This is a genomic window from Microbulbifer flavimaris (assembly GCF_001641755.2).
Lineage (GTDB): Bacteria > Pseudomonadota > Gammaproteobacteria > Pseudomonadales > Cellvibrionaceae > Microbulbifer > Microbulbifer flavimaris.
The window spans coordinates 239,945-254,773 of sequence record NZ_LRFG02000004.1 but is presented as its reverse complement, the minus strand read 5'-3'; the positions used below and the strand labels follow the sequence as shown (position 1 = coordinate 254,773).

The 14,829-nt window shown below is 58.1% G+C and carries 15 protein-coding genes; 6 read left to right on the top strand and 9 right to left on the bottom strand.

Annotation, left to right across the window (positions count from 1 at the left end):
* Positions 1-44: 44 nt before the first annotated feature.
* From rsxB to AWR36_RS12475, 3 genes are all read right to left on the bottom strand, one after another.
* A complete protein-coding gene (rsxB, locus tag AWR36_RS12485; protein ID WP_067085431.1) occupies positions 45-662 on the bottom strand; it encodes an electron transport complex subunit RsxB in 618 nt (205 codons plus the stop codon).
* 12 nt (positions 663-674) lie between these two features.
* A complete protein-coding gene (rsxA, locus tag AWR36_RS12480) occupies positions 675-1,250 on the bottom strand; it encodes an electron transport complex subunit RsxA (protein WP_067085429.1) in 576 nt (191 codons plus the stop codon).
* Between the two features lie 215 nt (positions 1,251-1,465).
* Positions 1,466-2,605: a lipase family protein gene (locus AWR36_RS12475; RefSeq protein WP_067085427.1), complete on the bottom strand. Its 1,140-nt coding sequence runs from the start codon at positions 2,603-2,605 to the stop codon at positions 1,466-1,468.
* Positions 2,606-2,837: 232 nt separating this feature from the next.
* Between AWR36_RS12475 and AWR36_RS12470 the strand changes: the two genes are divergently transcribed.
* From AWR36_RS12470 to AWR36_RS12460, 3 genes are all read left to right on the top strand, one after another.
* On the top strand, positions 2,838-3,377 hold the full coding sequence (locus AWR36_RS12470; RefSeq protein WP_176491140.1) for a YybH family protein: 540 nt from the start codon (positions 2,838-2,840) through the stop codon (positions 3,375-3,377).
* A 138-nt stretch (positions 3,378-3,515) separates the two neighbouring features.
* Complete coding sequence (gene yghU / locus AWR36_RS12465) at positions 3,516-4,397, top strand: glutathione-dependent disulfide-bond oxidoreductase (RefSeq protein ID WP_067085422.1); 882 nt, start codon at positions 3,516-3,518, stop codon at positions 4,395-4,397.
* Positions 4,398-4,755: 358 nt separating this feature from the next.
* Complete coding sequence (locus AWR36_RS12460; RefSeq protein ID WP_067085420.1) at positions 4,756-6,495, top strand: N-acyl-D-amino-acid deacylase family protein; 1,740 nt, start codon at positions 4,756-4,758, stop codon at positions 6,493-6,495.
* A gap of 61 nt (positions 6,496-6,556) precedes the next feature.
* Here the strand turns inward: AWR36_RS12460 and AWR36_RS12455 are convergent, their stop codons facing one another.
* Together AWR36_RS12455 and AWR36_RS12450 are read right to left on the bottom strand one after the other, a co-directional pair.
* Entirely contained in the window at positions 6,557-7,447 is an 891-nt protein-coding gene (locus tag AWR36_RS12455) for an NAD-dependent protein deacetylase (RefSeq protein WP_096866662.1), read from the bottom strand.
* Positions 7,448-7,596: 149 nt separating this feature from the next.
* On the bottom strand, positions 7,597-8,817 hold the full coding sequence (locus AWR36_RS12450; RefSeq protein ID WP_067085416.1) for a GNAT family N-acetyltransferase: 1,221 nt from the start codon (positions 8,815-8,817) through the stop codon (positions 7,597-7,599).
* A 487-nt stretch (positions 8,818-9,304) separates the two neighbouring features.
* Between AWR36_RS12450 and AWR36_RS12445 the strand changes: the two genes are divergently transcribed.
* A complete protein-coding gene (locus AWR36_RS12445) occupies positions 9,305-10,540 on the top strand; it encodes a GNAT family N-acetyltransferase (RefSeq protein ID WP_067085414.1) in 1,236 nt (411 codons plus the stop codon).
* 268 nt (positions 10,541-10,808) lie between these two features.
* Entirely contained in the window at positions 10,809-11,885 is a 1,077-nt protein-coding gene (locus AWR36_RS12440) for a hypothetical protein (protein WP_067085412.1), read from the top strand.
* A 123-nt stretch (positions 11,886-12,008) separates the two neighbouring features.
* Here the strand turns inward: AWR36_RS12440 and AWR36_RS12435 are convergent, their stop codons facing one another.
* From AWR36_RS12435 to AWR36_RS12425, 3 genes are all read right to left on the bottom strand, one after another.
* A complete protein-coding gene (locus AWR36_RS12435) occupies positions 12,009-12,203 on the bottom strand; it encodes a hypothetical protein (RefSeq protein ID WP_067085411.1) in 195 nt (64 codons plus the stop codon).
* Between the two features lie 25 nt (positions 12,204-12,228).
* Positions 12,229-12,720 (bottom strand): hypothetical protein, encoded by a 492-nt coding sequence (locus AWR36_RS12430; protein WP_067085409.1) that lies wholly within the window; start codon positions 12,718-12,720, stop codon positions 12,229-12,231.
* A 66-nt stretch (positions 12,721-12,786) separates the two neighbouring features.
* A complete protein-coding gene (locus tag AWR36_RS12425; RefSeq protein WP_067085407.1) occupies positions 12,787-13,080 on the bottom strand; it encodes a DUF883 family protein in 294 nt (97 codons plus the stop codon).
* 351 nt (positions 13,081-13,431) lie between these two features.
* Here AWR36_RS12425 and AWR36_RS12420 point away from each other — a divergent pair, with 351 nt between their 5' ends.
* On the top strand, positions 13,432-13,782 hold the full coding sequence (locus AWR36_RS12420) for a hypothetical protein (protein WP_067085405.1): 351 nt from the start codon (positions 13,432-13,434) through the stop codon (positions 13,780-13,782).
* Positions 13,783-13,801: 19 nt separating this feature from the next.
* Here the strand turns inward: AWR36_RS12420 and AWR36_RS12415 are convergent, their stop codons facing one another.
* Positions 13,802-14,737 (bottom strand): D-2-hydroxyacid dehydrogenase, encoded by a 936-nt coding sequence (locus tag AWR36_RS12415; RefSeq protein ID WP_067085403.1) that lies wholly within the window; start codon positions 14,735-14,737, stop codon positions 13,802-13,804.
* Between the last annotated feature and the right edge of the window lie 92 nt (positions 14,738-14,829).

Sequence of the window (14,829 nt, the reverse complement as noted above, 5' to 3'; positions counted from 1 at the left end):
ACTGCTGCGACGGTCGTTCCGCTGGGTGGTTTCCTGTTCAGGGCTCAAGCTGCGTCCCTCTTGTTGTCGCTGCGGGCAATATCACGCCGGTCGGAAGCGATCAGCTTCACCCCGTCCTCCGGGATTTCCGGGTGCCAGTCCTGCAGGGAAGTTTCCAGAGGCACCATATCGATACAGTCCACCGGGCATGGTTCGACGCACAGGTCGCAGCCGGTGCACTCGTCCACGATCACGGTATGCATATACTTGGCCGCACCGACGATGGCATCCACCGGGCAGGCCTGGATGCACTTGGTGCAGCCGATGCACTCCGCCTCGCGGATAAATGCCACTTTCTTGACGTCTTCCACGCCGTGCTCGGCGTCCAGCGGCATCGGCTCCATATCCAGCAGGTTGGCCAGCTCGTTGATAGTCGCCTGGCCGCCGGGGGGGCACTTGTTGATGGTGTCGCCGTTGACGATGGCCTCGGCGTAGGGGCGGCAGCCCGGGTAGCCGCACTGGCCGCACTGGGTCTGGGGCAACAGGGCATCCACCTGCTCAACCAGTGGGTCGCCCTCGACGCGAAAGCGCACTGCCGCAAAGCCCAGCAGGGCGCCAAAGGCCAGGGCCATGCCGCCCAGTACCATCAGCGGGGTCGAGATTGCAGCAAACCATTCCAGCATCGTGCGCCCTCCCTATACCAGTCCGCTGAAGCCCATAAAGGCCAGGGACATCAGGCCGGCGGTAATCATACCGATAGCGGCGCCGCGGAATGGCGTCGGCACATCGGCGGCAAACAGGCGCTCGCGAATGGCGGAGAACAGGATCAGCACCAGGGAGAAACCCACCGCCGCGCCGAAACCATACAGGGTCGACTGGACAAAATTGTGGGCCTTGATGGTGTTCTGCAGGGCCACGCCCAGCACCGCACAATTGGTGGTGATCAGCGGCAGGAAGACCCCCAGCACCCGGTGCATCAGCGGGCTGGTCTTCTCGATGAACATGCGCGCGAACTGCACCACCACGGCAATCACCATGATAAAGGAGATGGTGCGCAGGTATTCGATGCCGTTGGGTTCCAGCAGGTAGGTGTTGACCAGGTAGGAGCAGATGGAAGCCAGGGTCAGCACAAAAGTGGTGGCGCCAGCCATGCCCACGGCGGTTTCCAGCTTGTTGGAAACCCCCATAAACGGACACAGGCCCAGGAACTGCACCAACACATAGTTGTTGACGAGGATGGTACTGAGCAGGATGACGGCGAATTCGGTCATAAGTGGTCCGGTTTGGGCCTCGCGGCTCGGCAGTACAGCGGCGGCGCGGGAAACAATCGTACCCGCTGCCGGAAAAAGAGCGCCTGAAACAGCCTAGCACCCGCTCCCGGCGGGGCCTGCCGGGCGGGGTCTGCCCGGCCGGGCGCTATTATCGGTGACTCGCAGAAGGGGTTCAACACGCCGCCCCTGCATTGGTGGGGCCGGCGGGCGGGGCGTCAGGCGGGTTCCGACTCCTCGATGGCTGCTGCATTGGCCGGTGCCACTGAACGTCGCCCGGGGGCTTGCTCTGCTTCCGGCAACAAATCCTCCAGGTTGCGCCGCAGCATATGGGCGCGCAGCATCTCGCTGTAGAGGCGGATGGAGTGGAAGCCAGTTATCTGGCGCGGATTTGGCAAAGCGCTCAGCCAGGCCCGCCAGATATGTTGTACCCGCCAGAAGATATTGCCGGAGAAGGACACCTGCATTTTGCGAAAGCCCAGGTTGTGCTCATCCGGCTCGTTGGGCGCATGGCGAATAAAGACGCGAAAGCCGGTATGGCTGTAACCCAGCACTCTGCGCCGCAACCAGCGGGCCAGCTGCAGGGTGCCGTTCAGCGGGACCAACCGCATAAGGGCGAGTATTGGGCCGAGGCCGTGCCCGAAGGGCACCAGCGGGACCGGGTCGCCACCAATCTCCAGGCGGTAGATCGGGGTCTTCACTCGCTCGAAATAGGCGCGGTCGCCGGTACGCGGAGTGCCGTAAACGTAAGTGGCGCCGTTGCCCCGGTGGTTCAGTTCCTTGGTGCAGATCTGGGCCAGAGCGCCACCGAGGCTGTGGCCGAAAATAAACAATGGCAATTGGCCCTGTTTGCGCAGATCGGTTTCGATCGAGGCCCGCACCCGCTCAAAGGCTTCCCGAAAGCCCCGGTGCACCCGTCCGCGCTCACCGAAAGGCTCCAGGGAAAACTTCAGGTCGGTAACAATATCCCAGGCATTCATCTCGGTGCCGCGAAAACAAAGCACCAGCACCGGGCGGCCGGCGAGATCCATCTTTGCCAATAAAGCCTGGGTTTCGCTGACATCGTAAAAATTGATGGGCTCGAAATGATGCTCGATCAGTATCTGGCGAATACCGGTCTCCAGGCCGCAGTGTCCGCTTTGCAGCCGTGCGCTCCATGCAGAGAGCAACTGCCTGCGCTCAATGTCACTGCTCGCTTTGCCGAGCTGCTGTAACAGTGCCGTGAGGTTCGCATCGGGTGTAAAGGGCTCGTACACGAGTCGCGACAGCTCCGCGCCGATATAGGCCATGCGATCACTGTAGGCGGCGCGACCATTGGGCAGGCCCGGCACGCGTCTCAGTCCCTCGAAATACTGCATTCGACTCTCCTGTTCTTTGTTGTCCCTGGCGTGATCGGGCCGAAGTTTACCCGTGTTTTCTTGATCTGGATATTTCCGCTTTTCCGTATATCAGATGACTCTTTGGCGGTAGTGTCATTGCGCCATTACAGCGGATTACCGTTGGGTTGTCGGTGGCTGGGGGATATGTTGTCATGCGCTGCTAATTGAATTTTTTCAATCATGTTCTCTGCAGACAATGCCTGTGATGAGGATGTCGGGATCTGCAGTCATAAGAATCATCGATGGTGATGAGCTAAACCTTGGTTATTCATTCAATGGAGGAGTGATTATGAGGTTGTTTGCGATAGTAATTCTGGGAATTGTTCTGTCTGCCTGTGGTGCGCCGAAGGAAAATTCCGGTGCAGACGTTCGGGCTGAAATTGAGCAGGCTAATACGCAGTGGATGGGAGCTTTTAAAGATGGAGATATTGAAAAGCTCGCAAAAATGTATACAGAAGACACCCGATTGCTTCCTCCCAATGCCGGGGTGCTGGAGGGAAGAGCTGCAGTGCGCCAGGTGTTCGGCGGGATGATGGACGCCGGTATTCGGGTAGAGCTCAGTACCCAGAATGTCGAGAGCCTGGGCGATACTGCGGTGGAAATCGGTCGTGCAAAAGTGATCGGCCCTGACGGTGGTCTTCTCGATGACGGCAAATACCTGGTGACATGGAAGAAAACCAGCACAGGCTGGAAAATGCACCGGGATATCTGGAATAGTAGTCTGCCCGGAAAGGACGCAGCTAGCGGCTAGTAAAGCGGATAACCTCCGAGGAGCGCCCGGATGATATGGTTGAAGGAGTGCAGCCGCTGAGTTTTCAAATTAAACTGAGCCACTGGTACCCGATCAGCGTAGGATGCCAGACATTCATCGATCCTCGGAGTCATCGAAATGTCAGATGATAGTTATACGCCACCAAAGGTGTGGAAGTGGGACAAGGACAGCGGCGGTAAATTTGCCAACATCAACCGGCCCGTCGCCGGTCCGACCCATGACAAAGATCTGCCGGTGGGCAAGCACCCCCTGCAGCTCTATTCCCTGGCCACACCCAATGGTGTCAAAGTCACGGTGATGCTCGAAGAACTACTGGCTCTGGGGCACGAAGGGGCCGAATACGACGCACACCTGATCGATATCACCGAGGGGGAGCAGTTCGGCAGTGGTTTCGTGAAGGCGAACCCCAACTCCAAGATTCCGGCCATGGTGGACCGCAGCACGCATCCGCCGATACGGGTGTTCGAGTCCGGCTCGATTCTGCTCTACCTGGCGGAAAAGTTCGGCGCCTTCCTGCCCCATACCCCGGAACAGCGCACCGAGACCCTGAACTGGCTCTTCTGGCAGATGGGCGCCGCGCCGCTGCTGGGTGGCGGCTTTGGTCACTTCTACGCTTACGCGCCGGAGAAGTACGAGTACCCCATCAACCGCTACACCATGGAGATCAAACGGCAGCTGGACGTGCTGGACCGGCAGCTGGCGGAGCACCAGTTTATCGCCGGCCACGAGTACACCATTGCCGATATGGCCATCTGGCCCTGGTATGGGGCATTGGTGAAGGACAAGGTTTACGACGCAGCCGAATTCATCGAGGCGCACACCTACAAGAACGTGATTCGCTGGACCGACGAGATAGCCCAGCGGCCGGCGGTACAGCGCGGGCGCATGGTCAATCGCACCTGGGGCGAGCCCAGCTCCCAGCTGCACGAGCGCCACGATGCCAGCGATTTCGAAACCCGCACCCAGGACAAGCTGGAGAGAAACGGGGGCGATAGCTGACGGTCCGCTCCGGGCCCGGATACCAGTAATGGCGACAGAGCTTGCCTGGACCGGCATTTCAAAAACGCATGAATCCGTCCGTGGAGCCCCGTCGGGTACGTCCTGTGCCCGACGGTTCGAAACGTTGTTCCCTGTACACTGTCTTAAATTCTGACTGCGGAACATTGGTAGCAGCCTGACGGGATGGCAACATTGCCTCTTTCTTGTCCGGTTGGACACCCTCATATGGCACGCTTGGCACCCTGCGGCAGGATTGGTCGGGGAGAGTGGCAGCTTTTATCTCTGTTCCCCACCGTCGAAACCTCTTAATCTGACTGCTGAGCGACAAACAATAACGAATACTGCGTGGTAGGCACCCATGGCACAGTACGATGTGTTGATTGAGAGTGGCCGATACTTCGATGGCACCGGTGCGCCGTCATCGGTGCAAAATATCGCGATCAAGGATGGCCGCATTGCCCGGGTGACCGCGGAGACGATTGACCACAGTGAGGCGAGAGAGGTCATCGACGCCCGCGATCAATGGGTGATGCCCGGCTTTCTGGATACCCACACTCACTACGATGCAGAACTGCTGGTCAGCCCCAGCCTGTCGGAATCGGTTCGCCACGGTGTGACGACGGTGCTTGTGGGCAGCTGTTCCCTGAGCATGGTGTGCAGCGAGGCGGAGGACGCCTCGGATATCTTCACTCGGGTGGAAACCGTACCGCGGGAAAAAGTGCTGCCAATCTTGCGTGAGAAAAAGTCCTGGCATTCGCCCCGTGAGTGGATCGACCACCTCGCTACCCTGCCACTGGGCCCCAACGTGATCAGCCTGCTGGGCCACAGTGACCTGCGCGCCAGTGTCATGGGGCTGAGCCGGGCCACGGATCGCAATGTGCGGCCCACCGAGGCTGAACTACAAGCAATGGAAGCCCAGCTGGCCGAGGCGCTGCAGTGCGGCTTTCTCGGTCTTTCCACCATGTGCCTCAAGTGGGACAAGGTCGATGGCGAGCGCGAGTGGTCCAAGAGCCTGCCCAGTACTTATGCCCACTGGCGTGAGGTGTCGCGCCTGAACCGCCTTGTGCGCAAGTACAATCGTGTTCATCAGGGTGCACCGGATGCCGCCCGCCCGCTGCAGATTACCCAGTACATGCGTGAGTGCATCGGCTGGTTGCGGCGGCCGCTGAAAACTACGCTCATCAGCCAGATGGACCTGAAGGGCAGTGCCTACCTGAATTTACTCACCCGGTTGACGTCCAGAGTGACCAATGCCCTGCGCGGCAGCTTCCGCTGGCAGGTGCTGCCGACACCATTTACCGTGTATGCCGACGGCATCGATGTGGTGTTCTTCGAGGAATTTGGTGCCGGCGAAATGGCGCTGGATCTGAAAGACGCGGTGGCGCGCAATGAGCTACTGCAGGATGAGCAGTACCGGCGGGAGTTTCGGCGCTTCTATGGCGAGAAACTCAGCCCGCGGGTCTGGCAGCGGGATTTTGGTGACGCACAGATTATCGGCTGCCCCGACAAAAGCCTGGTCGGCAGGAACTTTGCCGAGGTAGCAGCGGAACGGGGCATCCACGTGGTGGACCTGTTCCTGGACCTGGTAGTGGAATACGGCACCCGCCTGCGCTGGTACACCACCGTCGCCAACCACCGCAAGAATGTCCTGCGCAAAATGGTGCGGGACCGCCACGCCCTGATCACCTTCAGTGATGCCGGCGCCCATATCCGAAACATGGCCTTCTATAACCTGCCCCTGCGCCTGCTGAAGCTGGTGCAGGAATCTATCGACGAAGGTCGGCCGATCATGTCGATGGAGCAGGCGGTCTGGCGCCTCACCGGGGATCAGGCCGACTGGTTTGGTGTGGGCGCCGGCAAAATCCGCGAGGGGGATCGCGCCGACCTGGTTGTGCTGGATCCCAGCGGGCTGAGCCAGGATCTGGAGCAGGTGCACTGGGCCGAAATGGAAAACTTCGGCCTGCAACGGCTGGTGAACCGCAACCCGGGCATCGTCAGGCATGTGGTCATCAACGGCCGCGTGGCAGTGCGGGATGAAGCGCTGCAACCGGAGTTGGGCAGTGAAGCCGGTTTCGGTGCTTTTCTGCCGGCACGCTAGCGTGACAACCGGCGCTCAGAGCACGGAGGGCATTGGGTGGGTCCCGGGGTTGGGCCGGCGTTTATAGCTGCGCCAGTGCCGCTGAGAGAGTCTCGCCAATGCGGGCATGCAGTTTCAGGTCAGTCATGCCGTCGGCACGGGTCCGCCCGAGATTCAGTGTTGCGATGGGCTTGCCCCACTCGCGCGCATAGCGGCAGAAACGGAACCCGGAATAAACCATCAGGGATGAGCCCACCACCAGTAACCCGTCGCTGGCCCGCAGCGCATCCAGCGCCGTCTGCACCCGGGCAGACGGCACGTTGTCGCCAAAGAACACCACGTCCGGTTTCAGGATGCCGCCGCAGCGGGGGCAGTCGAAGATCCGGAAACGGCTGAAATCCACCTCCAGGTCCGCATCCCCGTCCGGTGCCACCGTGGCCCGGTACTTGCGGAAATCCGGATTCAGGTCGAAACACTGATCGTGCACCAGCTGGCGATCACAGCGGTAATCGCAGGCCATACAGCGGATCTGGTCGGCACGGCCGTGCAGGTCGACGACCCGCTGGCTGCCCGCCCGCTGGTGCAGGCGGTCCACATTTTGCGTAACCAGCAGCTCCGTCGACTCCCGCCGTTCCAGTTCTGCCAGATGGTGGTGGGCCGGGTTCGGTTTGGAGTGCCGGATGACCGGCCAGCCGATCAAGCTGCGGCCCCAGTAGCGGCGGCGGGTATCAAGGCTGCCCATGAAGTCCTGGTGCTGCACAGGTTGTTTGCGCTTCCAGGCCCCGTCCTCATCCCGGTAGTCGGGGATGCCGGAGTCAGTGCTTACCCCCGCGCCGGTGAGAACCATCAGGCGCGGGTTTTGGGCGATGAATTCTGCCAGTTGCGCAGCCGCCTCTTCCGGCGGCATGGGTGCGATTGCTTGTGTCGGCGGCTCTGCGGCTTGGCTGGTACGGGGAGTGAAAGGCTGGCTCATGGCGGGTTCCGGTACCTCGGGCATCGTGGCCTCTCTACTGTAATCGACCAGCCCGTGACCGGAAAGCCGCAGTCTCGTCCCAAGCCGGCTGCGCCTCACGGAGAGTGTGTGCACCTCGGTGATGGAGTGCGCCCGGCGGGAGAGCCTCCTCAGCGATTGCGCTCGGCACTGCGCCGTATCAGTTTTCGGGCCCGCTCGTACAGGCCGCTTTCATGCAGCATGCGACGGCTGGTGTGATCCACCCACTTCACCGAGGCATCCAGTGCCCGGGCCACACGGGCAGCAGGAGTACGGCTGTACAGGTGCAGCGTGACAATTTCCCGTTGCCAGGTGCCGTGGAGTTGCTTGTAGGATGCATCGCCAAAGCCAAAATCGAGCCACATAGCCCCCTCTGCCTGCAGGTGTTCGATCACGCGGCGATTGAGGTAGGCGCCGGGGCTCAGATTGCGGTGCTCAGGGAGGAATGAAGTGGCAATGCCGGTATAAGTGCGGTGCTTGTAGGAGCCCACTGCATAGGCAATGGGCGTGTCCTGCGCTTCCAGCACGTAGGCCCGGAGGCAGCCGATGCCGGCCAGTACCCCGAGATGGGTGTGCCAGCGCCGGGAATCGGTTACCCCGATTCGGAGGCTTCCCTGATAGCTTTTTGCCCCGATTTCTGACGCTGCTTCTATGAACCTGCCCACCTGATCCAGATCCCGAACCTCGCGGATTTTCACGGTGCCGGAAAATGCCTTCTCGAGTTTTCTGTCCTGTCGCCTTTGCGAGCTGCGGGTCTTGGCGGAGTTGGTGACAATGGGCTGCTTCTGGTCATCTGTTAGTTGCAGGAACCACTGCTTTTTTACAATGGGGCTGCCATCGCCAGGCATTCGCAGCCCGGCTTGGAGTATGCCGCCAATGGCGCTGTCCACCGGCAGGTGATGGACGGAAATACAGTCTACCGTTCCCGACTGTAACAGCTCGCGCAAATAGTCGGCTTGCAGCTGCGCCACCTGTTCGTCCTTTGATTCCAGTCCGCCATAAGTGATATCGAGGCGGCGGAGCTCCGGCATTGGAATCTTTAGTGGGCCGATGGAGAGCTGGTGCCGGCCCCGGCTACGTCGCCCGACCAGGATGCCCCGGGCATCGCTACCCTGACGCCAGAGCACCACTTGTGGCGAGTTCTTACCCTCCCGCGCATTGAGAAAAGGTAAGTAGAAGTCGGGGTGGGCATCGACAGAACAGGGCTCGCTATCGGGCTGGACAAGAGCCCAGGCATCCAGCAGCCTTCGGGCCGACTCGACATCCTCTCCCAGTTCCGGCATGACTTGGTCCTGGCCAGAAATGTGCTTGTCGGGATAGCCGGCGCGTTCTCTGGCGATCGACGCTTCCATCTGAAAACCTCGTAAAAAACCTTTGGGGCATTGGGAGCGGGTTGGATGCCATGGTCTTGAAAAAAATCCCAGTGCACAGCCGAGTGTAGTGAGTGCGGTCACGCTGGTGAGACAAGACATGCCAACTTCACCAGAGCTCCCAGGGAGGCGTGCAAAATACGATTGAGGCGGCGAGCCGGCCAGGGTGAGATCAACGCAATGTGGCAATTGAGGGGACAGGGCGCCAATTAATCCGGCGGACTTATCCGGAGTATCAAGCCTCAGCTGTCAGGTTGAAATATACGCACGTTCGCGTTGACTGAAGATTGACCTCCTGACGAGTGGCAGAATATTGGCGGGAATATTGGTATTCCTAAAGGATTCTCCATCAGAATCGACTAAAAACGTACCTACCTAAAACTATTACGCCGCAATCTTTCTGCGCCTGAAACCATTCTGCAGCAGAGTAGGCACTCCCTCTAATCGCATATCGACCAGTGGATTCCAAATGGAAGAGCAAACTTTCCTATCTGAACCAGACAAAGCTAAAGAACCAACGCAGGTCACAGAGAAGTCGGGGCCCAGTTTGAGCGTTGAGATGACTTTTGATGGGGCGCGGGAATTGATGCAGGCGTGGGAACGTCTGGGTCTTACGGATCCACCCAGAGTGGCAACGGCAAATGCCGAGTTCTTCCTGCCATTTCTCACCCAGGTCGCCGGAGAAAAAATGCCGTACGTGGCATTGTGGAAAAAGGGAGGAGCTGCCGACGGGATATTGATAGGCCGTCTCAGTGTCAGGCGCCCAATTATCAAAATTGGTAAATGGCGGGTTCCCGCGCCGAAGCTTCGTACACTGAATATTACCGAGGGAGGTTTTGAGGCGCTGAGTGCGGCTACTGCGTTGGAGCAAAAGAATCACCTGCAGGATTTGCTGGCGGGCGGTAGTGTGGACTGCATTTCCATCTTTCGGCTACCCACCGATGGAGAGACCGGAAAAGTGCTCTCGAATGGTCTCGAAAGATCAAATAACGTTAAACCGCTGAAAATAGCGCGCTGGTTCACCGAATTGACTGATGGCAATGGACAACCTGTCATAGCCAATTCATCAAAGACTCGCAGTGGTTTCCGCCGTAAAGACCGCAAGCTGGTTGAAGCGTTTGATGGCTCAGTTGAAGTGCGAGAAGTTCGAGCGCCGGAAGAGGTTGCCGACTTTTTGAAGATGGCGGTCAGGATCGTTTCTGCCAGCTATCAGAAGAGCATCGGGGTGGGGGTCCAGGATGACGATACCTGGAAAACCACATCCCGAATGCACGCTGAGAATGGTAATTTCCGTGGCTATTTGCTGGAAGCCAAAGGGGAGCCGATTGCCTATATCGTAGGCCCGGTGGTGGATGGAACCTTCACTCTGCTGGCGACATCATTCCTGCCTGAATACGGCAGGCTGGCACCGGGAACCTATCTACTCCGCCGAGTTATCGAGCGGCTACAGGAAGAGGGCATCCGGTGGCTTGACTATGGCATCGGTGATTACGATTACAAGGAACTCTACGGCACCATGCGGCGGGAAGATGCTCTGGTAGATTTCTATGGCTCATCGGCCCGCGCAAGAGTCACGAGGTGGATACATATCTTCGCTAATTCGACCACAGTGTTTCTGCAGGAAAGCGGCTTGCTCACGCGGCTCAAGAGAGCGCGGCGGTTTATTATTGACCTCCGGAGTAAAATGAAAACCTCCCCTAATTGACCTGCAGGCTGCTCATACCCGCAAGCTATCCATTACTCGACCCTCCTCTTTTGGGAGGGTTCATCTGTGCTCAGACGTCAGAAGAGGGGCATGCTTGGGAATCGGGGCAGGTGAAGCAGAACTGAACCGAGCGTAACTGACGCCTTATTCTTTTCGTTATTACACGACCTGTCAAATAGGCGTCTGAGTGTTGTTGGAATGTTTTTGATTATGTAGCCTCCCGGTACTGCCTGATATGGAGTCAGCGCGGGAAACCAAGGAGGAATATATGAATATTCTGAAATCTGCGGTAATTGTTAGTGCGATGCTATGCAGTGCAGCTATAGCTGCTGCTGATAAAAAAGCAGTGGAAATTGTGCCATTTGAAGGGAAGCGGGAATATTCCCAGTGGATCTATGATGCCAGTGCAAAGGGTGTATTCACCCGTGCCGGTGAGATCGATGATAAAAGTTTGGTCATTCGGTCCGATAAAGCTGGAATGGACCAGCATGGGTTAGTCGTAAAGCGCATTGACGCGACCCCATTTCTCGGCAAGAGGGTCAGGCTGAAGGTCGACTTCAAGCCGACTGATGTCAAGCAGTCGGTCATTGTTTTCTTCAATGCCCAGAAACAGCTTGATGATGAGCGTAAGACGCTGACATGGGATAGCACCTGGGTGGAGCCCATTCGCGGCACCAGTGATTGGCAGAGCAAAGAGATGGTATTGCAGGTGCCTGAAGAGGCCAGTTTTCTTGGAATGGGAGCTGGTCTTGCGGGGCCAGGACAAGTAGAGATCGGCGCCGTTGATGTTCACGAAGTGCCGATGACTGTCGCAGTGACCGATAAAGAATACCTCAGCAGGCTCTATGATAATGGCGAATATGAAAAGTTTCTCGCTGAGATAGAAAACGCAGATATGGGCGATCCCAACTCACTTCGGTATGCGCGAATCATGCTCTTGCGGTATAACGCAATGCGGGAGCTGGGTAAAGAGAGTGCGGCCAGCAAGCAGCTACAGAAAATTCGCAGAACCATCGGTGACCGCGAATGGCAGCAAGCAAACAAATCGATCTGGGCCGCATATTTTGAAAGTGAGGTGATGTATTTGTCCGGCAAACTTTCTGAGGATGATTATATCGCCACCGTGGCTGCACTTGAATTCCCAACAGAAAAAGCGGAAAAATCCGCAATGAAGGGCGTATACCAAACCATCGGTTTTAATCATCGTTTGAATGGTGATATTACCGGTGCAAAGAAAGCTTATGCAAAGGCCGCTTCAAGAGAGTGGGGTGAGGACAGAGATTACACTACGGTCGATCGTCGTCTGGAGGAAATGAAAAAAGCGCAGGTCGCGATGGAAAACTGAAAAATTTCATCAGCGAAGTACAGGAAAGCACGGTTCGCCGTGCTTTCTTGTGTCTGGACTTTGGCAAAGTCACTGTCACTTTGCACTTTGCTGCAAGGCTTGGAAACAAGGCTATACCGGAAGTCAAAAAGCCCGGTATGCGATGGCCAGTCGAATTAATTGCGAGGTATTCGGATAGTGCCAGAGCCGTTCCACCAGAAATCCACTGACCAGGGCGATGCCCAGTAATACTGGCATCGGGATTTCCTCAACCTGCTTTAGAGCACTCTGTTTCTCCTGCCTGACCAGTTTCAGCGCGCTGCGGCGCTGGCGCTCCATGTCTCGAGTGCATTCCTGAATACGCTTATTTAAATGTCTCACGGACATCGTCGATCGCCTCCATCACCTGTTGCCTGGTCTGCGTAAAGCCCAGCAGGGAGCGAAGTCGGTTCTGGTAGAGCAGAATGGCTGCCAGAAGCAGCAGCTGAGCTAATAGAAAACCCACAAAGCCGATATAGGGCGAGTCGGTGAAGTAGTAGCTGATCAGGCCGACACCAGCGCAGAGACTTAAAAGGAAAGCAATCGCCAGCGGCAGCAGCACCAGGCTGAGCCCCACAATGCGCTTTCCCGCTGCCATAGTACGATCGAACTCAAGTCGCATCAGAGTCTGCAGGTTTGAGGTCCAAGCGCTGACCAGGGTCAGGGTAGCCTCGGCGCGATCCAGGGTTGAGGGTTCGGTTTGCCCCGGCTGCCCGGGTGATGCTTCTGGGTCAGAACCAGACGTGTGCCGGCCGCGCGGTGGCGCGGCCGGATCGGGATTCGTCGTATGCGAGTCGGACTGATTGTCGTCCTTCATCGGTTTCCCCATCTATTGCTTTGGTGGCTTTCCAGAGAACCCGTCAAGAATGATGGGCTTACATCCTTACTTGAGAATTTTCGAGATCAGCCAGCCCGCGGCAAAGGCACAACCCACGCTGACCAGGGGGTGGCGCTGGATAGACTCCTCCAGACGATGCTCCATATCAGTGGCGCGGTGCTTACCGCGCTCTACGGAAGAGCGTGCGCGGTCCCTGAGGTGTGCGGCTCTGTCAGCTGCCCGCTCCTTGATATGCGATGCAGTATCTGATGCCGCCTCACCCGCCAGGTTGTAAGCCTGGTGCAGTTTTTCCCTACTGGATGAATTGGATGAATTGGATGAGGGTTTCGCGCTTGCCATACATTCCTCCTTCACAGAGTTTTGACTGTGGGGCAAGAGTAGAGTCGCAGTCGATAAATCCCACAAATAATTGGGCTTCCCCAAAGTTGTTAAATTGCGGAGAGATGAGGTTGTCGATGACGAGGCTGCCTGGGGCTTGCCCCGTTGATATATGACTGAAGAGACAGTATCGCCACGCCGGCTGTACGTTGATGATCGTAGCCACGATGGTATCGGTGACTGATACGGGCTCGTCGGTAACGCGCAGCTTACATTAAAGTGCCGGGAGGCAATCAACCCCACGGACCTGCTGGTTCGCCCGCCGGGTCAGCGGGCTCGGTGGGCGCACTGCTGTTATCCGGAGGAACTCGAATGTCTGGTTTTAAAAGTGAGCCGTATTCGTCGAAGGCATCCGTACTGGGCGGCCTGATGCTCTTGTTTGCGCTCGGGCCTGCAAGCGCGCAGGAGCGATTCGTATGCAAGCTCGGCAATAGTGAGCGGATCATTGAGGTGGTACAGGTGAGCCCCCCGGCCGGGCTGCCCTGCGAAGTGCAATACACCAAGCCCTCCGGCACCGAGACCTTGTGGCGCTCACAATACCAGGCGGGATTTTGTGAAGCCCGTGCCAGGGAGTTTGCCGAGAAACAGGCCGGTTGGGGGTGGGAGTGTGCCCGGGCATCCGACCCGCAAGAGGATTCGAGCGGGCCTGATACTCAAGGCTAGATTGCAGACTGAAACAGGCTTACCGAGTGGCCTGCCACTGCTGGATATTGTCGACCACGCCATTGAGCAGCCGCTGGCGGCTCTCCTTGCTGATCCAGGCGCTATGGGGGGTTAGCAGCAGGTTGGGAATATCCGGATCGAGCAGGGGATGGTTTTCCGGTGGTGGTTCCACGCTGAGGACATCCAGTGCCGCGCCGCCCAGTTGGCCACTGTGCAGCGCATCCGCAAGGGCGGCTTCGTCCACCAGGCCTCCGCGGGCAGTGTTGATCAGCAGGGCGCCGCGCTTCATGGCAGCCAGAAACTCGTGATTTACCAGCTGGTCGGTCGCTGTCGTAAGTGGGCAATGCAGGCTGATCACATCCGCTTCCCTTAGCAGCTGGTCGAGCGGGATTCGGCCCGACTTCTTTTCCCCGCTGAAGGATTCTGCCACCAGCACCTTCATTCCCAGGGCCTTGCCCAACTCGGCGGTCCTGCGTCCGAGATCGCCGTAGCCGATGATGCCCAGATTCTTGCCCGCCAGTTCCATCACCGGGTAATCGAGCATGCAGAACACCGGCGACTCACTCCAGCGGCCCGCTTTGACGTCACTGTTGTACTGGTGCAGGCGGGTGGCGAGAGCGAGTATCAGCGCCAATGCGTGTTGTGGTACGGAGGCTCCGGCATAACCGTGCACATTGCGGACTGGAATACCTCGCTCGTCGGCCGCCTCGAGGTCGATATTGTTGGTGCCGGTGGCACACACGCAGATCAGCTTGAGATTACCGGCGCCCATAATCAGCTCGCGGTCCAGTACCACCTTGTTGGTGATGACCACATCCGCACCGGCAATGCGTTCGGCGACCTGTTCGGGTTTTGTGGTCTCGAAAAAATCCCATTGCTCCAGGCAGCCTTCGAGCCCGCTGCAGTCCAGCTGTTCCAGCTTCATGGTCAGGGTATCGAGAAAAACACCGCGCATTGTCTGAGTCTCCTTTTCTTAATGCCGCTTACAGTGTTTTGCCAGTGGCCGATCGGCCAGATAGCGGAGAACGGCGGCCTGAATATTCGAAC